Annotated in this window: 19 protein-coding genes; 13 read left to right on the plus strand and 6 right to left on the minus strand. The window is 36.8% G+C overall.

Features of this window, described 5'->3' with window-relative positions; translation table 11 throughout:
- Nucleotides 1-113: 113 nt before the first annotated feature.
- The gene (gene zur / locus M992_RS04375) at nucleotides 114-641 is read right to left on the minus strand and encodes a zinc uptake transcriptional repressor Zur (protein ID WP_053907475.1); all 528 of its coding nucleotides are present in this window, start codon (nucleotides 639-641) and stop codon (nucleotides 114-116) included.
- 1,042 nt (nucleotides 642-1,683) lie between these two features.
- Between zur and M992_RS04380 the strand changes: the two genes are divergently transcribed.
- The 7 genes from M992_RS04380 to M992_RS04410 all read left to right on the plus strand — a co-directional run bounded on the left by M992_RS04380 (nucleotide 1,684) and on the right by M992_RS04410 (nucleotide 8,071).
- Nucleotides 1,684-2,262: a fimbrial protein gene (locus tag M992_RS04380; protein WP_053907476.1), complete on the plus strand. Its 579-nt coding sequence runs from the start codon at nucleotides 1,684-1,686 to the stop codon at nucleotides 2,260-2,262.
- A gap of 93 nt (nucleotides 2,263-2,355) precedes the next feature.
- On the plus strand, nucleotides 2,356-4,842 hold the full coding sequence (locus tag M992_RS04385) for a fimbria/pilus outer membrane usher protein (RefSeq protein ID WP_248842487.1): 2,487 nt from the start codon (nucleotides 2,356-2,358) through the stop codon (nucleotides 4,840-4,842).
- Nucleotides 4,843-4,930: 88 nt separating this feature from the next.
- Nucleotides 4,931-5,665: a fimbrial biogenesis chaperone gene (locus tag M992_RS04390; protein ID WP_053907478.1), complete on the plus strand. Its 735-nt coding sequence runs from the start codon at nucleotides 4,931-4,933 to the stop codon at nucleotides 5,663-5,665.
- A 19-nt stretch (nucleotides 5,666-5,684) separates the two neighbouring features.
- Nucleotides 5,685-6,173, plus strand: coding sequence for a fimbrial protein (locus M992_RS04395; protein ID WP_053907479.1), 489 nt, complete (start codon nucleotides 5,685-5,687; stop codon nucleotides 6,171-6,173).
- Nucleotides 6,174-6,184: 11 nt separating this feature from the next.
- Nucleotides 6,185-6,685 carry a fimbrial protein gene (locus M992_RS04400; protein ID WP_053907480.1) on the plus strand — a complete coding sequence of 167 codons (501 nt, stop codon included), beginning with the start codon at nucleotides 6,185-6,187 and terminating at the stop codon, nucleotides 6,683-6,685.
- On the plus strand, nucleotides 6,685-7,215 hold the full coding sequence (locus M992_RS04405) for a fimbrial protein (protein WP_053907481.1): 531 nt from the start codon (nucleotides 6,685-6,687) through the stop codon (nucleotides 7,213-7,215). Before M992_RS04400 ends, M992_RS04405 begins: the two co-directional genes overlap by 1 nt.
- Before the next feature lie 7 nt (nucleotides 7,216-7,222).
- Entirely contained in the window at nucleotides 7,223-8,071 is an 849-nt protein-coding gene (locus M992_RS04410; protein WP_053907482.1) for an MrpH family fimbial adhesin, read from the plus strand.
- Between the two features lie 127 nt (nucleotides 8,072-8,198).
- Here M992_RS04410 and M992_RS04415 read toward each other — a convergent pair whose 3' ends face one another.
- The 3 genes from M992_RS04415 to M992_RS04425 all read right to left on the minus strand — a co-directional run bounded on the left by M992_RS04415 (nucleotide 8,199) and on the right by M992_RS04425 (nucleotide 11,474).
- Nucleotides 8,199-8,678 (minus strand): FidL-like protein, encoded by a 480-nt coding sequence (locus M992_RS04415; protein ID WP_053907483.1) that lies wholly within the window; start codon nucleotides 8,676-8,678, stop codon nucleotides 8,199-8,201.
- On the minus strand, nucleotides 8,678-9,598 hold the full coding sequence (locus M992_RS04420) for a winged helix-turn-helix domain-containing protein (RefSeq protein WP_053907484.1): 921 nt from the start codon (nucleotides 9,596-9,598) through the stop codon (nucleotides 8,678-8,680). Before M992_RS04420 ends, M992_RS04415 begins: the two co-directional genes overlap by 1 nt.
- 1,054 nt (nucleotides 9,599-10,652) lie before the next feature.
- The gene (locus tag M992_RS04425; RefSeq protein WP_053907571.1) at nucleotides 10,653-11,474 is read right to left on the minus strand and encodes a class I SAM-dependent methyltransferase; all 822 of its coding nucleotides are present in this window, start codon (nucleotides 11,472-11,474) and stop codon (nucleotides 10,653-10,655) included.
- A gap of 687 nt (nucleotides 11,475-12,161) precedes the next feature.
- Between M992_RS04425 and gntR the strand changes: the two genes are divergently transcribed.
- From gntR to fghA, 6 genes are all read left to right on the plus strand, one after another.
- On the plus strand, nucleotides 12,162-13,157 hold the full coding sequence (gene gntR, locus M992_RS04430) for a gluconate operon transcriptional repressor GntR (protein WP_053907485.1): 996 nt from the start codon (nucleotides 12,162-12,164) through the stop codon (nucleotides 13,155-13,157).
- 309 nt (nucleotides 13,158-13,466) lie between these two features.
- Nucleotides 13,467-14,003: a gluconokinase gene (gene gntK, locus M992_RS04435; RefSeq protein ID WP_053907486.1), complete on the plus strand. Its 537-nt coding sequence runs from the start codon at nucleotides 13,467-13,469 to the stop codon at nucleotides 14,001-14,003.
- 26 nt (nucleotides 14,004-14,029) lie between these two features.
- Nucleotides 14,030-15,367: a gluconate transporter gene (gene gntU, locus M992_RS04440; protein ID WP_167308877.1), complete on the plus strand. Its 1,338-nt coding sequence runs from the start codon at nucleotides 14,030-14,032 to the stop codon at nucleotides 15,365-15,367.
- Nucleotides 15,368-15,664: 297 nt separating this feature from the next.
- On the plus strand, nucleotides 15,665-15,940 hold the full coding sequence (frmR, locus tag M992_RS04445; protein WP_053907487.1) for a formaldehyde-responsive transcriptional repressor FrmR: 276 nt from the start codon (nucleotides 15,665-15,667) through the stop codon (nucleotides 15,938-15,940).
- A 243-nt stretch (nucleotides 15,941-16,183) separates the two neighbouring features.
- Entirely contained in the window at nucleotides 16,184-17,302 is a 1,119-nt protein-coding gene (locus tag M992_RS04450; protein ID WP_053907488.1) for an S-(hydroxymethyl)glutathione dehydrogenase/class III alcohol dehydrogenase, read from the plus strand.
- Nucleotides 17,303-17,433: 131 nt separating this feature from the next.
- The gene (fghA, locus tag M992_RS04455; RefSeq protein ID WP_053907489.1) at nucleotides 17,434-18,267 is read left to right on the plus strand and encodes an S-formylglutathione hydrolase; all 834 of its coding nucleotides are present in this window, start codon (nucleotides 17,434-17,436) and stop codon (nucleotides 18,265-18,267) included.
- Between the two features lie 495 nt (nucleotides 18,268-18,762).
- Here the strand turns inward: fghA and M992_RS04460 are convergent, their stop codons facing one another.
- Nucleotides 18,763-20,130: a GntP family transporter gene (locus tag M992_RS04460; protein ID WP_053907490.1), complete on the minus strand. Its 1,368-nt coding sequence runs from the start codon at nucleotides 20,128-20,130 to the stop codon at nucleotides 18,763-18,765.
- 31 nt (nucleotides 20,131-20,161) lie between these two features.
- Nucleotides 20,162-20,929 carry a DeoR/GlpR family DNA-binding transcription regulator gene (locus M992_RS04465; RefSeq protein ID WP_053907491.1) on the minus strand — a complete coding sequence of 256 codons (768 nt, stop codon included), beginning with the start codon at nucleotides 20,927-20,929 and terminating at the stop codon, nucleotides 20,162-20,164.
- Between the last annotated feature and the right edge of the window lie 4 nt (nucleotides 20,930-20,933).

Consider the following 20,933-nt stretch of genomic DNA (forward strand, 5'->3'; position numbering starts at 1 on the left):
ATTGTAGTTATTGATGTATAGTTATTGAGGTATAGTTAAGGTTATCACATAGATTATGTTCCGAGGCAGATGCGCTATTTTCCTCAGTGAAAATAAACCATCTGCCAACTATCTTAGATTTTCTTCTTTATATTGGTCTGACGTTGTTGATGGCTATGATCATGCCCACAATGTTCCGGATGAGCACAATTTTCTTTTTCGTAGCACTGATGACATAAACCATGATTTTCAACCACCGTATGGCGGATATGAAAATTAGCGTTTTCTGCAAGGTTAACAATCGCCGCTTCAATGACTGAACAATCACTCTCGGTGACACTGCCACAACCATCACAAATTAACATGACGGAAATATGGCTAGGATTATCCAGATGGTGACAAATAACAAAACTATTTGTTGATTCTATTTTATGGATAAATCCTTGTTCTAGCAGAAACTCTAGCCCTCTATAAACCGTCGGTGGCTTAGCCTGCGGCTCTATTTCACGCAATAAATCCAGAAGATCATAAGCACTAATCGCGCCCGGTTGTTCTGCAATGAGGCGCAATACAGTTGCACGTTGTGGCGTTAGTCTGACGCCTCTTGATTGGCAAATAGTCTCTGCCATGACGAGTAATTTATTGCCGACGATATCTTTCATTACGTGGGTATCCGGAAACAGAAGTCTGCCGATATGCTATCACAGATCTCAGCCAAAACAGATAGTAGGCACAAGAGGACTTAAGTGAGTTAGCAGGGAGTAAAAAGCACGAGAAGTAATAATAAAAAAACAAAAAATTATATTCGTATAGAAATTATGAATATCAATAAAACAAAAAATGAAACACTCATTACTATGTTAATTTTAATATTAACATATATAACAAATGAGTCACACTAAGACTAGAGAATATAGCTTTAACAAGAGGATTAATTAACGTATTGATTAATGCTAATACGATGGCTAGTAAATATACTTAATTTAATATTAGTTTATAACCTATATATTGTAATAAATAAAAAATCTCACCAAATAAGATTTTTCCTACCTCGTGTTTATAACACGCGATTTAAAATTGTCTAATGTTGTTTTATAGGAATTATATGTTTCCATTAGTTAAATTTTAAAATCGTTAATCTAAATAAATCTTTTTTCTTAGATTGTACTTTTAATTAAATCAACATTAATGAAACTAAATATATCTATATTTTACTTTATCGATAAGTGGATATTTATATAATTAGTTGAATATTTAAAATTTTAAAGTCTATAAATAATAATTTTTCAGTATTTAATTCTATATTTTCTTGTTAAATATATTTTTATGTTATAGGTAGTCATTAAACGTGTTTTTTTGACAAATAATTCTAAAGGAATATTATTGATTCCAAGTGAAAGAGAGTATTTCTAAATATTTTATTTTTTTGATGTAGTCATTGAAAACGACTTTTAATCCTAAAAGTGAAAATTAAGAAAGATCTCTTTACTGACTAAATAAGTATTTTAGTAAATATCAAAAATACATAAACCCATAAAAGGCTAGATAGCTTTTTATGGGTAATTATGTCAAGTCTAGTAATGCTCTATTGTATTAAGGAATGTACGAAGAGATTTAATAAGGATATATACCCTCAAATATTGAGATATAGATAACTAGATTAGAATTAATATAATTTTAGATGAGAGAATGAAGGAAATTATTATGAAAACTAAGGCATTAGTATTTGGTCTGTCTGCAATGATGTTGTCTGGTGTAGCATTGGCTGATGAGCCAGTTCCTGAGGCTGGTACTACTTATGGCACAGTGACATTCCAAGGTGCTATTAATGATGTTCCATGCTCTATAGATGAAAATAATAAAAATCAAGTTGTGAGATTTGGTGATATCGCTTTACATGAACTGACTTCTAATAAATTCCGTTCAGACAGTGAGAATTTCGATATTATCCTGAAAAACTGCTCAACTGAAACCTATAAAACCGCAAAAATTACTTTCAGTGGTGCAACTGTTAGTGGTTTCACCGGCTTTACTGGTGATTTATTAGGTTTAGGTGGTCGTGTAGAAAATGCGGGTATCGTTATTACTGACCGTGCAGGTTCAAATATTGAATTTGGTACAGCTTTCCCTGCAGCAGGTAAAGAATATCAACTAAATAACGGTGAAGGCACAGAAACTAAATTAGCATTCTCTGCTTATGTAAAAGGTAATGAGGATTCAGCTAAAAAAGCCACTACTGGTAATTTCGACACTGTAGCTAACTTCAAAATTAATTATCAATAATTATTTTGTATAAAATATATGGCGCTAAGGCGCCATATATTAACTAATTATTTTCTTACTTTGATTGATTTAAGGTGATAATAAGTGATAAGCATGAAATTAAATAAAATAACAAAAATCATGCTAATGCTACTTATACCTACTTTCGTATTGGCTGAAGAATCAGTTGATTTTAATACCGACTTTTTAGATGATATTAATTCACAAAATACCGACTTTAGTAAATTCTCCCGAGCAAACTATGTATTGCCTGGAAGTTATACCCTCACATTACTGGTTAATAAACAGCAAGTTTCTGGTGAACAGTTAATTAATTTCTTTATTCCTACTTATGATAAAGATGCTTCTATTCCTTGTATCACCAAACCGATGTTTAGTTTATTAGGTTTAAAACCTGAGTGGGATACAAAAGTAGCTTGGCTAGAGAATGATACGTGTTTAGACCCTCGTTCAATACCCGAAATGACTTTATTTACAGATTTGGGTAAAAACACATTAAATATTGGTATTGCACAAGCTTATATAGAGTATGACGATCCCAATTGGGATCCGCCTTCGCGTTGGGATGACGGTATTCCTGGTTTTTTTGTTGACTATAATACCAATGGTAAAATCACCAAATTTCAAGGTGATAATACTTCTACGGGTAGTCAATCAGGTTTAACTACCATTGGTACTATGGGATTTAATGCCGGGGCATGGCGGTTACGTGCAGATTGGCAGTCTCAGATTGGTAATGCTAATTCTGGCGATAAATCTTGGGCGTGGAATCAATTTTATTTATACCGGGCAATTCGTTCGCTAAGCGCTAAATTAACATTTGGTGAACAGTTTTTATCATCAACATTATTTGATAGTTTTCGTTATATTGGTGCGAGTTTAGAAACTGATGAATCAATGTTTCCACCACGTTTAATGGGCTATGCACCTGAAGTTGCTGGTGTTGCTAAAACCAATGCAACCGTAGTGGTTAGACAAAATGGCAGTATTATCTTTCAAACTGAAGTATCTCCAGGGCCTTTTAGGATCCAAGATATCAATTCATTTGGGGGAGGTACTATGCATGTTTCAATTAAAGAACAAGATGGTTCAATACAAAAATTTACCGTTGAAACATCGTCACTGGGCACATTAACTCGTCCTGGACAATTTATTTATAAATTGGTGGTTGGTAAATCATCACAAGGTGATCACAAGACTCAGGGGCCGGCATTTAGTCTGGGATCATTCTCATGGGGAGCAACAAATAATACGACCATTTATGGGGGATTAATTGCTTCTGGAGAATATCAAAATATAGCCTTTGGTATAGGGCGTGATTTAGCCCCCTTAGGAGTATTATCAGCAAATATTTCTCATTCTAGAGCACAAATGGGAAGTCTATTTAATGACCAAGTATTATCGGGTAACTCTTATAATATTAACTATTCCAAACGATTCGATTCAATAAATAGCCAGATTACATTTGCGGGTTATCGATTCTCTGAAAAGAATTACATGAATATGAATCAATTTATTGATAAACGTTATAATAGCTATAGTACGGATAATGGTAAGGAACTGTATACGATAATATTTGGTACCGCATTTCCTGACAGTAAAACTAACGTTTATCTTAATTATTCTCATCAGACCTATTGGAATAAACCTACATCTGATCAGTATAATATAACATTATCGCAATTATTTGATCTCGGTCCTCTGAAAAATTTAAGTGCGAATATTTCCGCATATAAAATGAAATCTAAAGATTCTAATAATGATGGCGTTTTCTTAAGTTTAAATGTTCCATTGGAAAATAATAAATCTAGCGTTAGTTACTCTACATCAATAACTGGCGGATCTATGGATAATACGGTGAATTATTATCAGCGCCTTGATGATAGAAATAGTTATTCATTAAGTGGCGGTACTTATGGCGGTGATAAAATAAATACTTCAGGTATTTATAATTATGACGGTGATTCTACCGCACTTTCTCTGAATGGTAGCTATATGCAAGATAATCAGACCTCATTATCGATGCAAGTTAAGGGCGGAATGACAGTAACCGGGGAAGGCGGCGCATTTCATCGAATGATGACCGCAGGTTCTTCTCGTATTTTAGTTGATACCGATGATGTGGCTGATGTTCCTTTTGCTATAGGAGTTAATCCAGTAAGAACCAATCATTTTGGTAAAGCGGTATTAAGTGCTAATGCTGGAAATTATAGCCGAAGTAATATTCGTATAGATCTAGATAATTTGCCTGATAATATAGAGGCGATAAATTCAATGCAATATGCAACGTTAACTGAAGGTGCGATAGGATATAGAAAATTCCAAGTACTTGAAGGACAGAAAGTGATGGCAGTTATTACAGACAAAAATAATCAACACCCTCCTTTTGGGTCAACTGTTGTTAATAAAAATAATATCGAAGTCGGAATTATTGCAGATAATGGATTTGTATATATTTCAGGCGTTAAGCCACAGGAACAATTAAATGTTTTGTGGGGTGATAATAAATGTGATATCTCATTACCTGAGATAATCGATAGTAATTTATCAAATACAATATTACTTCCTTGCAGTAACTAATTTTTTTATTTTTTATTTTTTGTTTTTTGTTTTTTGTTTTTTGTTTTTTGTTTTTTTGTTTTTTACGTCAATAATTATGGTGAATTATATGAATTTAACTAAAATAAGTTTAACATTATTTGTTATTATTTCAGCTGTTTCTGTTCAAGTTTCTTATGGAGCTATTGCATTAGATAGAACCCGAGTTATTTATAATGAGGGTGAAAAATCAGTAAGCATAGGGCTGACTAATGAAAGTAAAGATAAGCCTTATTTATCTCAAGTTTGGCTTGAAGATGATAAAGATCAAAAAATAAATTCACCTTTTATTATTACACCGCCAGTGCAGAGAATTGAAGCAACGTCAAAAAGCCAAATTAAGATTCAGGCAATTGCAAATATTACTGCATTACCAAAAGATAGAGAAAGTGTTTATTATGTGAATGTTAGAGAAATACCACCAAGAAGTACTGATATTAATGTGTTACAAATAGCATTACAGACACGGATTAAATTATTTTATAGACCAAAAGATATTGGTTCAAATGAACGTATGGAAGAAAATCCATTAGCAAAAAAAGTTACATTAACTAAAAGTGGTTCAAATTATATTGTGAATAATCCATCACCTTATCATTTAACTATTACTCGAGTTGATGCTAATGATAAAGAATTAACTAATTTTGAAGCTTTAATGATTTCACCATTTACACAAGAAAATTTAGGTTCTAATGTGACTAACCTTGGCGTCTCTCCATCACTTTATTATCTTAATGACTTTGGTGGTTTAGCTAAATTGACATTTAATTGTCAAGGCCTGCAATGTACAGTGAATTCTAAGTAATTATAAGGTAATTAATATTATGAACATGATAAGAAAATTCTGTGGTGCTATTTTATTGTGTTCACTACCTTCTATTGTGTTCTCCTTTGCTGGTTTTCTCGATGTAAAAATCAGTGGTGAGGTTTTAGCCCGTCCATGCACTATAAATGATGGCGAAATGATCACCGTTGATTTTAAAGATGTACTCTATAATGATATTGAGAATGAGAATTACATCAAAAAAATTGATTATTCTGTAAATTGTAAAGGTGCAGTCAATCCTGCGATGAGAGTCAGTATTAAAGGCGTAGGAACTTTATTTGATGATCAATTATTGAAAACCAGTATGGATGATTTAGGTGTAGCATTTAAAGCGGGAAGTAATCGTTTTTCAATTAAAAATAAAATTAATTTTTATTATAAAAATCCACCTATCCTTTATGCCATATTAGTAAAAAATTCTAATGGGGGAACGCTACCGGGTGGCCCATTTCATGCTAATGCAACTTTACAAGTTGAATATCAGTAAAGGAATAATGCATGCTAAAAATATATAATATGTTTGTTTACTTATTTTTATTAATGAGTGTTTCAGTAACGTTTAACGCTTTTGCTAGAGATAATGAAACTGATTTAAATATAATTGGAAATATTCTTATTCCCCCCCCATGTAAAATAAATCAAGGGGGAAATGTAGACGTTAAATTCGGTCAAGTAGCGATAAAATCAATTAAAGGTACTGAACAAAAGAAAGAAGTTAATTATCAAATTGAATGTGGTAAGAATCAGAATAACTGGAAAATGTACCTAAGTGTAAATGGAACTAAAAGTAATTTTGATACTAATGGATTGAAAACTAACATTAATGATTTAGCGGTCAAGTTCCAACTTGGAAATAATATTATAGACTTAGGAACTAAATATGCCATTGATGAAAAATCCCCAGGAAAACTTTGGGCTATATTAGTTAAAAAAGAAAATAGTACATTACCTACTGGAGATTTTGTAGCTAATGGTACATTGTTAGTGGAGTACCAATAATGGTTAAAAAATCGCTATATTATTTAATTGGAATATTATTTTTTTATTCGTCAATTTCATTAGCTGAAAACTTAAATATATCAGGCTCATTGGTAAATTCACCGTGCAAATTACTACCAAGCGATAGTGAAGTTATGATTAAATTTGAGAACCTAATTTTGCGTGAATTATATGAAAATACTGCCGGTTGGGAAAAGAAAGAATTTATCATTGCATTGTCAGAATGTGATTTATCTGTAGGCTCTAGTTTTAAAATTAAATTTACTGGTGATGATAGCCCGAATTTAAAAGGTTATTTAGCTTTAGATCAGGAACAATTTAAAAATAAATTAGCTATTGGGATTGAGACAGACAGTGGGCTTTTTTTACCACTTAATGAAAAACCTTCTCTTATCCAGATTAAAAATAATGGACGTAATGAAATTAAATTTCGCGCATATCTAAAACCGACAGCAGAAGCTATTGCCAATAAAAATATACCTATCGGTAATTTTACAGCGAAAGTTGTTTTCACTCTTGCCTACGATTGAGGCTATTATGAAACATAATATTAATTTTCTTTTAATATTTATCTCAATATTAATGCTACCCTTTTATAGTGTCGGAAATGCCTATTTTTCGTATGTTACGGATGTTACTCAGACCGGTAGTAATAAATGGCGCTATGATTTTGTCATGGAATACTGGACGATCACAGGACAACAGCCTAATCCTTGTAATAGATTATTACCGGGTAAAAGATGTTATCTTTCGATAAACCATTTACATTCTGCTCCCGATCAAGGAGGCGGTTCAGGATCAACTCGTGTTCCATGGAAATGTAATATTGATTTTTCTAAATATGAAACGTTGAACCAAATCTATTCTGATGCAATTAATCGATGTGGTTTAAGATTACCGTTGTCAGCTTCGAGTACTCATTCTGGTACTATAACAACGGATGAATGTGTTGGTTTCTTCTTGGATACTTCAAGTGCAGGCTCATATGGAAGAATGCTGCCCGGTGGAATTTGTGGAATTGCGCCGCCGCCCGCGGGAAAATGTTATTTTTCTGGTTCAAATGAGCTTAAATTAAACCATGGTAAATTAAATGACTTTGAAGTTAATGATAATTATAAAGTTGATAGTTTTAATGTGATTTGTAATCAATCGATGTCAGTGAAAATTCGCTCAAATATGACGGATAGTATGATAAATTTGAGGCCAGATGGAAGTATTCGTTCTGAAGTTAAAATTGATAATATTCCTGCAAATATAGGTACTACGATTAAATTAATTGCTAATTCTCCAAAGAATGTAACGATTTCATCGTTATTAAAAACAGCGGGTCCAATAAATGCAGGGGCATTTAATGGAACTGTGACATTAATTCTGACTATTCCTTAATTAGATTGTACCGCTATAAGCATTATTAGTACTATAAAAATAAAAATTACCATGTTGACGGTTTGCCTGATTTATCGATATTTATATTGATAATTTCAGGCTTTTTTTTAGGAGCAGATAAAGGTAATTATTCAGAATAGCAAATAAATTTTGATGAATCTTCACTCCTTAATACATAGATACCATCTTCATATTTAAATAGTCGAGCATAATAACTGATATCATTATTGCCAATTTGCATAAATTCGGCTAATACATTATCAGGAATGTTATCATTAGATTTTATGGTTGAATTAATAAATTTTATTTTATAATTTCCTTTTTTATTTATTTCTTCAAATGTTAAATAAATACTTCTATTGATTAAATAATCTTGATCGCCTTGTTTTACGATGCCATGAATACTAAGGATACCCTCTTTATTATCAGATACGATCACTTTACTTGTTGTTGACATAACTACAGGTTTATTATAATTAATTTTTTTATACCAAATACTATTAGTCTCACAGGTATAGACCGTTGGTTTTAAATAATAAAAAGTAAAAGATATTAAGCTTATTGGTATACAAATAGCCATTGTTGTGAGTATACTTTTTTTCATCATTAGAGTCTCTGTTGATTAATAGAGATACAATTCATTTTTTTGTTATTTATTGCATCGCAAATTCCAATAAAATAATCTCTATTTATATCAATACTTGTATTACTGTATGAAAGGAATACAAATTTATCACCTTGAGAACAGGATATATTATTCTCATTAAGTATTTTTTTTATCATTGTGATATCGTAATTATCTAAAGTTCTATTGCGTTGTGGTGATACTTGTAAACTACAATGATCTATTTTTGTAAGTTCATTGTATTCCACCAGTTGAGTGAACGAAAAATGATCTTTTGAAACAAATAAAAATAGACTATATAAAAAAATCATTATTATAATAATAACAGTTAAAGTTTTATTTTTTATACTACGTTTGAATACTCTTATTTTATGTGGATTAAAGGGATTAGTATTTACATCAGGGATCTGGGTAATAATATCCACATGATGGTTGTCAATAATTGGTTGATAGGTTTTTACACTATCATCTGTGTTATTATCATTTGAACTGTTAATTTGAGGAGCAGCTATTGTTTGGTTTTTATCAATAGATAATGAGCTATCCTCTGCCAACAAATATTCGGTTATTTCACCCTCTAATCGAAACCCTTTTTTAGGTATCGTAACTATAATTCTAGGATTCTCACCTAAATTTTCTATTTTTTTCCGAATCTCACTGATATAAGTATTCAGATTATTATTTGAACCGACTAAACCATAATTTTCCCATACATTGATTAATAATTCGTCTCGAGTCGCTAAGTGTCCATTATGATATAATCTAATTAACTCATTAAATAATCTAGCTGCAGGTTTAGATAATAGCTCACTATTCTTTTGATCATCTTTTAGACTTAAGACACCGTCTTCAGGGGAGAATAACAGCGTGTTATTAATTAAGTAGGTTAAATTATTAATCATAGTAATATGCTGTATCTCTGTGGTTAGTTGTAATAAAAAAACAAATTAAAAAAAACAAGATTAGACAAGGTATGTTACTTACCTTATTTAATCTTATTCAAGTGATATTATTTAGTATTGTTACTTAATTATTCGAGCTTTTATGTGCCTAGTTTAATTACAATAATTTACAACTTCAAGTTTTCTAATATGTAATAACTCACTAATTTTGGTTATTAATTTTGATATAGATGATTAAATGTTATTTTTTATACCGAAATGATAGGTTTTTTCAACAATTTTAGCCGACTTATGTGATTTTTAAGGTTTTTTAACTATGTTTGTTGTTGTTTTATGATAATGACACTTTAGCTTAATTAAATTTTAAATAAATGTTTTTAAGTTAAAATGCTTCTTTAAGGTAAATATTTTGATATTTAATTCAAATTGTATTTTTTGTGTTGTAGCTCTCATTTTTTAATTTTATAAAAGTTTAACGATTGGATTTTTATATTTTATTTGTGGGTATTTAAGAGAAAAGTATTGTTTTTCTTATTTTTATGGTTTTTAATAAAACCCCAATCTTGACTAACTCATAACTATAGCTTTATTCAGTATCGTGATAGGGACAATGAATCTAGCTTTTTAATGGATTATTGGCCAAGATATTGTTTGATAAATCAGAGCATCAGTCATAATTTATTTGTAGATCAGTGTTAGTAACCTTTATAACTGTTTTATTTAAATCGATATTTTTATATATCAGTATTTCCACTTATTTTTACTGGAGAAAAATAGATATTCTATTTTATTTTAAGAAAATTAGAATTAATAAATAAAAAAACAGGCTTTATTTAATCTTAGAAGAAACCTTTAGTCTCTGTAATGATAAATAATTAAAATTATTCAGGAGGTAGGTGAACCTTTATATATTGTAGTGCAGCATAGTAGGGCGCAGATGTGATAGATAAAGTTATTCCTGTTTAGCGGTCTATATTCAAGGTGTGAGTGGTGACATCGTCATAACGAATATCCTCGAGCAGTCATTGGTCGATTAATGCATCAGATAGGTAGATCATAAATGTAGCTCCGATTCATCAACAACCTCCCAAGCGACCATCGCCCAATCGCGAGCAGAGTAAGCCACCGGTTGATTTGATTGACAGCATTTTGCGTAATAGTGATGTAATTTTTCCTTCTCTAAAGCGGTTAAATCTTTGAGCGACCGATTTATACTTTCTACAAAATCATCGAAGTTAGCGAATTCAGGGCTATTTTGAGATCCACGAATATAGTTAACTTGTGGATTAATTCCTAATTGCTGCAATATGTTGACGGCATAAATATAGGTTGGTAGGCCGATAACTTCGCGACCAATGGCCTGAAGAATTTTAGTGTCGATAAAGGTTGGGTTGACCCTATGGGTAGTATAAACCCGCGCAAGGGCTTGTCGATTGAGCTTTAATAGCGCGGTTTTTAAATCCATCACTAAGGTCGAACGCGATGCAACGGCAATATCGACTTGAGGTAAATCACTCCAGTCATCTTCCCAGGCTTTGCAATGGAATTCAGCATGATGGATGGCTAAAGAGTCCGCGCGTTTTTGTGCTACATACAGCATACCTTGGCTATAATCGATACCAATTATTTTTTGAAATTTATCCGCAATACTGAGGCATACGGAGCCAGGCCCACAGCCGACATCCAATATCGACTGTGCACCGTTAAAATTCATTAGTGACTGAAAATCCTGCAAATAACAGTCTTGTGGATTGAAAACAGTCGTGGCCATTTTTTCTGCTTTCTGATCCCAATGAATGGGATCTTTACGGCTTCTATTAGCTTGCTTCATATGTTGCTGATACATCTCAGCAAAATTAAGTTGATCAATAATTATCATCGCAATGTTATCCCTGTATCGGCGGCGCAGGTGTAAAAAATATGATGCTGTGTGGGATTATTAATATCAAATAAATATAGTTTTTTAGTGAGCGCTTACATGTATTTATTAAGCCATCTGAGGCGTTAAGTGCTAAATTTGTCATATAATAAAACTGTGTCCGACACGGACTTGAAAATCAATAGGCTATAGCAAGTAGCAATTGCTAACTCAAAGAATATCGACTCTATATTATTGCGGATCGTATTCTATCAATGTGTTAGCGATTGTCTTTGGTTTGGTGGTTTACTCAGTATGTAGGCACTTACTAATATATTGTGAATTTTGAAAATATTTTCAACACAATATTTCAGCACAATATTTCAACACAATATTTTAATACAATACGACCTATAGATAAGTTAAAAGATATTATCGTTATATTTTTATGGATATGGCTCAATAAAATTAACTGAGACGAGTCGCTGAATCAATTAAAAAAACAAGAAAAAACAAGAAATAACAAGGTTATGTGATATAAATCAGCAAGCAAGAATTGCTATCTCATCTATGATCACAGAACATACTCTTCTGTTCTGTGAATAGACTTTCAGCGCACAGAATATAAGCTTAGATAGGACAATCTACTTTCAGATAGCATAACATGCGCCTAAAGGTGTGGTATCAGGATAACTAAAATATTATATGAAGAAAAAAAGACCCTCTTTACAGGATGTTGCTGATCAGGTCGGGATCACCAAAATGACCGTCAGCCGCTTTTTACGTAATCCGGAACAAGTTTCGGCATCATTGCGTACGCGTATCGCTCAAGTGGTTGATGAATTAGGTTATATTCCTAATCGAGCGCCCGATTTACTCTCCAACGCGACCAGCCATGCTATCGGTGTTTTGCTTCCATCACTAACCAACCAAGTATTTGCGGAAGTTATTCGAGGTATTGAATCAGTGACCGACCGTCACGGTTATCAGACCATGCTGGCTCATTATGGCTATCGACCAGAGCAAGAAGAAGAACGCTTATTATCGTTACTGTCTTACAATATAGATGGACTCATTCTGGCGGAAAGAACGCATACCGAGCGCACCTTGAAAATGTTGAAAACCGCCGGTATTCCAGTGGTGGAAATCATGGATAGCGTGTCTCCTTGCCTTGATGTTGCGGTGGGGATCGATAACTTTGCGGCTTCGCAGCAAATGACCACAGCGATGATTAAACGAGGATGTCGGCGGGTAATCTATCTAGGTGCGCGTCAAGATGAACGTACATTGATTCGGCTCGCAGGATATGAAAAGGCGATGCACGATGCCGGATTAGTGGCTGGTAATGTCATGACGCCGGTCAGTTCATCCTATTCATTAGGGGTTGAATTACTGCATACCGCCCGTGAAAAATACCCTGATGTTGACGGTCTATTTTGTACCAATGATGATATTGCGATTGGTGCTATTTTTGAGTGTCAGCGATTGGGGATCAAAATTCCCGCGCAATTAGCTATCGCCGGTTTTCATGGTCACGATGTTGGACAAGTCATGAGCCCAAAACTGGCGAGTATTCTAACGCCCAGGGATAAGTTAGGACGCAAAGCCGCAGAAGTGTTGTTAGCCAGAATAAAAGGGAAATCACTACCCCGTAAATTATTTGACGTCGGTTTTGAGTTGCTGCCAGGGGAAAGTATCTAATTAGTAAGACGGTTATCCGCTGATTAGTGAGATAACCATCACAAATCCATCTCTTTTTTAGGGTCTTTGATTGCCAAACACAGTTTGGCTACTGATAATGTACTCGCTACTGTTACCGGTAACAAAAATAAAAAATTAACTAGAAAAGTATTTATAGCCACCATAATTTGCGCTGTAGAAAGCCAAATAAGACTAACTGCTCCCAGCACTCAGGTTAATTCTTGATGGACTAGCTCTAGTTTTCCCAAGAAAGTGGGCTATCTACAGGCAAAGATTGCTGGATATTAAAAAAATACCAAGGAGTTTTTAATGAGTGATACCCAAAAACAACACTATGCATTTGTCCTGATGGGGGTATCAGGCAGCGGTAAATCAGCGGTTGCAAATGGCGTTGCACAACAGCTGGGGGCCGCATTTTTAGATGGCGATTTTTTACATCCAAGGGCTAACATTCAGAAAATGGCTGCGGGCCATGCACTCAATGACCAAGATCGTACACCGTGGTTAACCGCATTAAACGATGCTATTTTTGCCATGCAACGCACCAATCAAGTGTCTTTAATTGTCTGCTCTGCCTTGAAAAAAGAATATCGAGATAGACTAAGAGACGGCAATAAGAACTTGTTTTTCCTCTATATGCAAGGCGATTTTGACTTGATTGAACGCCGGCTTAAAAGTCGTAAAGGACACTTCTTCAAACCTGAAATGTTAGTTTCTCAATTTCAGACGTTGCAAGAACCTAGCCAGGATGAAACTGATGTCCGCGCAATAGATATTCGTTTACCACTCGATGAAGTGATCGCGAATACGGGTGCTGTCATCCAACATATTGTTTCTGGAGAATAATTATGACAGTCCCCACAGTTGAAGCGCTGAGTACCATGACACTGGTATTAACCGCGGTTGGATCGGTTGTTTTACTCTTATTTTTAGTCATGTATGCCCGTTTACATGCATTTGTGGCGTTGATGATTGTATCGATTGGCGCGGGGTTATTCTCCGGCATGCCAGTACAGCAAATCACTGAAACCATGCAAAAAGGAATGGCAGGTACCTTAGGGTTTTTAGCCATAGTGGTCGCATTAGGCGCTATGTTCGGTAAAATTCTGCATGAAACCGGAGCATTAGACCAAATCGCCGCCAAATTATTGAATACCTTCGGAGAAAAGCGCGCTCACTATGCCGTCGGTATTGCCGGGCTGATTTGTGCATTACCTTTATTCTTTGATGTCGCTGTCGTGCTATTGATTGGCGTGGTTTTTGCGGTGGCAAATCGTACCGGCCATAACGTTGTTCGCTTAGCTATCCCCTTGTTTGCAGGGGTTGCGGCGGCCGCAGCATTCTTATTACCGGGACCAACACCGATGCTGGTTGCCTCACAAATGGGGGCTGATTACGGCTGGATGATCTTGATTGGGGCGTGTGCCGCGATCCCCGGTATGATCCTCGCCGGTCCATTATACGGTAACTTTATTAGTAAATTTGTGACTATTGATATTCCAGCAGATTATCAGGCGCCCAATACAGACCACACTAAAATGCCAAGTTTTGGGTTTAGTTTATCTTTAGTGCTATTCCCATTAGTGTTAGTCGGATTAAAAACCATAGGTACACATTTTGTCACCGCAGGCTCTACGGTTGAACATTGGTTAGAATTTATTGGCCATCCCTTTACCGCTTTATTATTAGCGTGTCTATTAGCGATTTATGGCCTTGGATTCCGCTACGGTATGAGCAAAGATAAAGTGATGGAAGTGTGCTCCTCGGCTATCCAACCGGCAGGTATTATTCTGTTAGTCACTGGGGCGGGTGGGGTATTTAAACAAGTCCTGATTGACTCGGGTGTAGGCCCAGCACTCGGTGATTCATTGATTGGTGCCGGCCTGCCTATTGCATTTGCTTGCTTTATTTTGGCGGGGGCCGTGCGAGTGATCCAAGGCTCTGCGACAGTCGCATGTTTAACCACAGTAGGCTTGGTTCTGCCGGTGATTAGTGAATTAGGTTACTCTGGCGGACAGCTAGCCGCATTAGCCATTTGTATCTCTGGGGGATCTTTAATTCTTAGCCACGTCAATGACTCAGGTTTCTGGCTATTCGGTAAATTTACCGGCGCTACGGAAGCTCAAACCCTGAAAACGTGGACCATGATGGAAACTATTTTGGGCACCACGGGAGCGATTGTCGGCATGATCTTCTTTGCTTTCTTATAAGCTAACTCTCTTATAGGCTAATAAGCTAAGCACTGAAACCAGAGGCTAGATGAGACAGTTATATCCATCTCATTGATTCAATCGAGTTCAAAACATGGCTCTGTTAGGTTAATCACCGGCAGAGCCATTTTTTATATCTAATTTCATGCAGTTCACACATTTCGATGTGAGCCCCATTCAGTACTCTCCCCGTGTTAACTCTGCGCCAATGATGCTCACACCGTGACAGTCGGTAAATCTTATACTATACTGCAAGTAAATATGTATACTCCCCCCGAGTATATTAAAGGGATCACGATGCCACATTCACCGAAAGAAAAAAAAGCGGTTTTGACCCGCGTTCGTAAGATTAAAGGGCAAATGAATGCCTTGGAAGTGGCGTTAGAAGCCCATGCAGACTGCCGTGCAGTATTGCAGCAGATTGCAGCTATTCGTGGGGCGATCAATGGCTTAATGGCGGGAGTATTGGAAAGCCACTTGCGCGAAGAATTAACCAATATTCATCCTGATCCAGCACAGCAACAAGATTCTATTGAAGATGCGGTCGCGTTGATTCGAACATATTTACGTTAAGTTTGGGCTGTTTTTCTAGCGACGTCTGTTCGGATAAACCACCCACAATTCACCCAATAACTCATAGAGAGACTCAACATCGCGCAATATGCCATAGCATACAAACCGTAGCCTATCGGTAGCTTAGCACCGCGCAGTTTTACCAGATAATGGTAACAATCTGCCTATGTGCTTTATATCTATGCGCTTTATGTCTATGCGCTTTATTCATTACCCTGTTGAGCCTCTTTACAAGGAGCATTTATGAAATCACGCGCAGCGGTAGCATTCGGCCCAGGACAACCCCTGAAAATTGTTGAAATTGATGTTATGCCCCCACAAGCCGGCGAAGTGCTGATCAAAGTGAGCCATTCCGGGGTTTGCCATACCGATGCCTTTACATTATCCGGTGACGACCCTGAAGGCGTATTCCCAGCGGTTCTGGGCCATGAAGGTGCCGGCGTCGTGGTTGAAGTCGGCGAAGGCGTGACTAGCGTAAAACCGGGTGACCACGTGATCCCACTATATACCGCAGAATGTGGCGAATGTTTATTCTGTAAATCAGGCAAAACTAACCTGTGTGTCTCGGTACGCGCCACCCAAGGCAAGGGCGTCATGCCTGATGGCACTACTCGTTTTTCTTATAATGGCGAGCCGATTTATCATTATATGGGCTGCTCAACCTTTAGTGAGTACACCGTAGTTGCTGAAGTATCTTTAGCGAAAATTAATCCCGAAGCGAACCATGAACAAGTATGCTTATTAGGCTGCGGTGTAACCACCGGGATTGGTGCGGTACATAATACAGCAAAAGTACAACCGGGAGATTCTGTGGCTGTTTTTGGTCTCGGCGGCATTGGTCTGGCGGTGATCCAAGGTGCGCGCCAAGCGAAAGCCGGCCGTATTTTTGCTATCGATACTAACCCTGAAAAATTTGCGTTAGCCCAGCAATTTGGTGCCACTGACTGTTTGAATCCCAAAGATTACGACAAACCTATTCAACAGGTTCTGATTGAAATGACAGAATGGGGCGTTGATCACACCTTTGAATGCATCGGCAACGTTAATGTCATGCGTGCTGCGCTAGAAAGCGCACATCGCGGCTGGGGACAGTCAATTGTGATTGGAGTGGCGGGCGCGGGACAAGAAATTTCTACCCGGCCTTTCCAGTTAGTGACGGGCCGCTCATGGCGTGGAACCGCGTTCGGTGGCGTAAAAGGCCGTAGCCAGTTACCGCAAATGGTTGAACAGGCGATGAGTGGTGAAATAGAACTTAAGCCATTTGTGACCCATACATTACCTTTAGAGCAAATTAATCACGCTTTTGATCTGATGCACGAAGGTAAATCTATTCGTACAGTTATTCATTTTCAGCCTAAATAATTAGGCTAATAACGGCTATATTGCTTAGGTATTTCTGCGTGAGCTGTGCCGTAACCATCACTTGGCTGGATTAATTAAACCATGACGGCGGGTTGACCTCCGTTATGGTTGATTTTATACCGAGGTAAATAATGGAAAGAATCGAACGCCACGCCTGTTTCGGTGGCTGGCAAGAAGTGCATCAGCATCCTTCGGAAGTATTGGGTTGCACTATGAATGTTGCGGTTTATCTGCCGCCACAAGCAGAGTATCAAGCCTGCCCGGTACTGTATTGGTTATCCGGGCTAACTTGCAACGAACAAAACTTTATTACCAAGGCGGGCGCGCAACAATTTGCGGCTCAATACGGCATGATCATCGTTGCGCCAGATACCAGCCCACGCGGCAGTGACGTAGCTGATAGCGAAAGCTACGATTTAGGCCAAGGGGCGGGATTTTATCTTAACGCCACCGAACAACCTTGGGCGACCCATTACCGTATGTACGATTATGTGGTCACCGAATTGCCAGACTTAATTGAACAGCACTTTGCGGCAAACCAACAGCGAGTGATTTCAGGACACTCAATGGGCGGGCATGGTGCATTAATGATAGCGCTGCGCAATCCTCTGCGTTATCAAAGTGTTTCCGCTTTCTCGCCGATCATTGCTCCCTCACAAGTTCCGTGGGGACAAAAAGCGTTTAGCGCTTATTTAGGGACCGATAAAACAGAGTGGCAGCCCTACGACACTTTGCAACTACTGGCTGATCATGCGCAGGAAATTCCGCTATTAATTGATATCGGCAGTGCTGATCCGTTCTTAAATGAACAATTAAAACCTGAATTGTTACAAGCAATATGTGAGCAAAAACAGTATCCGTACCAGTTAAATATGCGCGCAGGATATGACCACAGCTATTACTTTATCGCCAGTTTTATCGGTGAACATTTTGCCCACCATGCACGGGCATTAAACCGCGCTTAGTCGAAAACATTGAGCGCGATCTCACGGAATGAAGTTAGTTTAGCTTGGGGTAATGAAGACCGAAAAATTCGAGCCATGATAGAAAGCTTCGACGTCTCGGTTAAACAGAAGCATCTGCGGTTATTATCGTGGGTGCTTTTAGACAAGCCGAGCGTGGCGAAGTCGATGTGGAAGATGAAGTTAACCCAGAACGCGGCAGATAACATTAATTACCGGCATGATAACAATAAAAAATTCGAACCAATCTGACGACGGTTTTCTCGTATTAAAATTGGTCCGTTAACGGGTATCGGAAAGCCGTAGTGACTTAGTCATTATCAAGCTCCTACCTTGTATTCCCGCTGTATCGATTCGTGTCATGGTTTAATGTACTTAGCAAGGCCCGTGCTGTGCTCGCTAGCGTAGTGATCTCGGAATAAATGGTTGATTAAATGATGAGGCAATCGGACGAAATAAAGCTCCTTGTATCAAAAAAGGAGCTTTACGTGGGTAGGATTAAATTATCATCCAAATTAATCCGATAAAAAGGAAACCGAGTAACCCTAATAAAGTGGTTAATACTGTCCAGGTTTTTAAACCATCACTGACAGATAAGCCTAAATAACGAGTAACAATCCAGAAACCGGAGTCATTAACGTGGGATAAACCTAACCCACCAAAACAACAGGCCAGAGTCACTAATACCAGCTGTGTACCGTTTAATCCTATTACCGCTTCACTTAATAATCCGCCGGTGGTTAAAATTGCTACGGTGGCAGAGCCTTGAGAAGCGCGCAAAACTAATGAAATAATAAATGCAGCAACAATAATTGGCATATCAATCATAGCTAAAGCATCAGAAAGTGCTTTACCCACGCCAGATTCAACTAAGACTTTACCAAATACGCCACCTGCACCGGTGATCATAATGACTACTGCCGCCGCAGGGATAGCATCGCCAATAATATTATTGGTGTGCTGCATGGTCCAATTACGTCGTAATGCTAAGAAATAAACCGCCAGAATTAATGCAATTAATAAAGCAATAATAGGAGAACCAATAAAGGTAAATAACGTTCTTATTGGATCGCCTTTTTCTAATAAAGTCGATGAAACAGTTCCCAACATAATAATTAAAATTGGGACAAGAATCATTGCAATAACGGTAGCCGGTTTGGGTGGATTAGCTCTATCGGTATAAACAATATTTTCTTTATTGGGTTCATCTTTGGCTAATTGTAATTGCTCTAATACTTCAACAGATAAATGGTAGTTTTTTCTATTAATATATTTTGCGATGTAATAACCAATAATGGCTACCGGAATACAAATAGCAAAACCAATTAAAGTTAATAAACCGACGTCCGCATGTAAAATACCTGCCGCAGCAACGGGGCCAGGATGCGGCGGTAAAGCCACGTGTACCGTTAACATCACACCAGCAATTGGTAATCCATATTTTAACGGTGATATTTTGGCGACTTTGGCAAAGCCATAAATAATTGGTGCTAAAATAATAAATCCAACATCAAAGAAGACTGGAATACCTAAAATGAAGCCGGCAATAGTTAAGGCGGCAATAGTTTTCTTTGCCCCCAGTGATTTTCCAGTTGTTATGGCTAAATTTTCTGCGCCCCCTGATTTTTCAATTAATTGACCGAGCATGGCGCCTAAACCAATAATAATAGCAACGGAGCCGAGGACACCACCCAGCCCATCTGTAACGACTTTAACCACGTTATCTAATGGAATACCTGTTGAAATGGCAACAAATAAACTAACAATTAATAAGGCAACAAAAGGATGAATTTTAAATTTAATTATCATTAATAGGAGTATAAGGATCCCTATTAATGCAATCATTAATAAAGAAAAAGTTGTCATATTGTATTCTCTATCTAGGGTTTATTTTTTTCTAAACGTTAATCGGATAGAAATTTATATTGGTCTCTTCTAATTTTTTAATAATATTTTCAGGTAAATGATTATCACAAATAATGTCATCCAACTGTTCCAACGCACAGACGCGGAACATGCCATATTTTCCAAATTTATTGCTGTCTGAAACTAAAATACTTCGGCGAGATCGCTCTAATAATGTTTGCTTTAATAGAACTTTTTCTTCATGAGGGGTCGAAACGCCATGTTCAAAATCCCATGAACTGGTACTGATAAAAGCAATATCAATATTAAGACTTTTTAGCATCATTACGGCAATATTACCGGCGCTGGAGTGATTACGTTTATCAACTCTTCCTCCCGTGTGGAATAAATTTAATTGTGGCTTATTCATCAGATACTGGACGATTGAAAAATCGTTAGTCACGACAGTTAAATTAAACCGTTCCCCTAGAACGCGGGCTATTTCGAATGTTGTTGTCCCTGCATCAAGGTAAACAACTTGGCCATCTTCCACCAGCGATGCGGCAAAATGCCCAATTTTACGTTTACTTTGACAATGAAGGCGCGCCTTTTCATTCCACGGTAATTCTTGATGCAAGGCATTGTTTAACCTGACACCACCACTAATACTGACGACTTTCCCTTCTTCTTCCAGAGCGCTAATATCACGGCGAACCGTCATATGCGAGACGTTCATTAACTCCACTAAACTGCTAATAGAAACAGTTTGGTATTCATAGAGATAACCATAAATAAAGTCTCTGCGCTCTGATGGGGTCATATTA

This window comes from Moellerella wisconsensis ATCC 35017, from assembly GCF_001294465.1.
GTDB lineage: Bacteria > Pseudomonadota > Gammaproteobacteria > Enterobacterales > Enterobacteriaceae > Moellerella > Moellerella wisconsensis.

What these genes read in the sequence shown, in the direction of transcription:
- gntR (WP_053907485.1), top strand. Translation starts at nt 12,162, where the DNA reads ATGAAGAAAAAAAGACCCTCTTTACAGGATGTTGCTGATCAGGTCGGG.
- M992_RS04390 (WP_053907478.1), top strand. Translation starts at nt 4,931, where the DNA reads ATGAATTTAACTAAAATAAGTTTAACATTATTTGTTATTATTTCAGCT.
- M992_RS04450 (WP_053907488.1), top strand. Translation starts at nt 16,184, where the DNA reads ATGAAATCACGCGCAGCGGTAGCATTCGGCCCAGGACAACCCCTGAAA.
- fghA (WP_053907489.1), top strand. Translation starts at nt 17,434, where the DNA reads ATGGAAAGAATCGAACGCCACGCCTGTTTCGGTGGCTGGCAAGAAGTG.
- M992_RS04465 (WP_053907491.1), bottom strand. Translation starts at nt 20,929, where the DNA reads ATGACCCCATCAGAGCGCAGAGACTTTATTTATGGTTATCTCTATGAA.
- M992_RS04385 (WP_248842487.1), top strand. Translation starts at nt 2,356, where the DNA reads ATGAAATTAAATAAAATAACAAAAATCATGCTAATGCTACTTATACCT.
- M992_RS04400 (WP_053907480.1), top strand. Translation starts at nt 6,185, where the DNA reads ATGCTAAAAATATATAATATGTTTGTTTACTTATTTTTATTAATGAGT.
- M992_RS04410 (WP_053907482.1), top strand. Translation starts at nt 7,223, where the DNA reads ATGAAACATAATATTAATTTTCTTTTAATATTTATCTCAATATTAATG.
- M992_RS04380 (WP_053907476.1), top strand. Translation starts at nt 1,684, where the DNA reads ATGAAAACTAAGGCATTAGTATTTGGTCTGTCTGCAATGATGTTGTCT.
- M992_RS04460 (WP_053907490.1), bottom strand. Translation starts at nt 20,130, where the DNA reads ATGACAACTTTTTCTTTATTAATGATTGCATTAATAGGGATCCTTATA.
- M992_RS04415 (WP_053907483.1), bottom strand. Translation starts at nt 8,678, where the DNA reads ATGATGAAAAAAAGTATACTCACAACAATGGCTATTTGTATACCAATA.
- M992_RS04395 (WP_053907479.1), top strand. Translation starts at nt 5,685, where the DNA reads ATGAACATGATAAGAAAATTCTGTGGTGCTATTTTATTGTGTTCACTA.
- gntK (WP_053907486.1), top strand. Translation starts at nt 13,467, where the DNA reads ATGAGTGATACCCAAAAACAACACTATGCATTTGTCCTGATGGGGGTA.
- M992_RS04405 (WP_053907481.1), top strand. Translation starts at nt 6,685, where the DNA reads ATGGTTAAAAAATCGCTATATTATTTAATTGGAATATTATTTTTTTAT.
- M992_RS04420 (WP_053907484.1), bottom strand. Translation starts at nt 9,598, where the DNA reads ATGATTAATAATTTAACCTACTTAATTAATAACACGCTGTTATTCTCC.
- frmR (WP_053907487.1), top strand. Translation starts at nt 15,665, where the DNA reads ATGCCACATTCACCGAAAGAAAAAAAAGCGGTTTTGACCCGCGTTCGT.
- zur (WP_053907475.1), bottom strand. Translation starts at nt 641, where the DNA reads ATGAAAGATATCGTCGGCAATAAATTACTCGTCATGGCAGAGACTATT.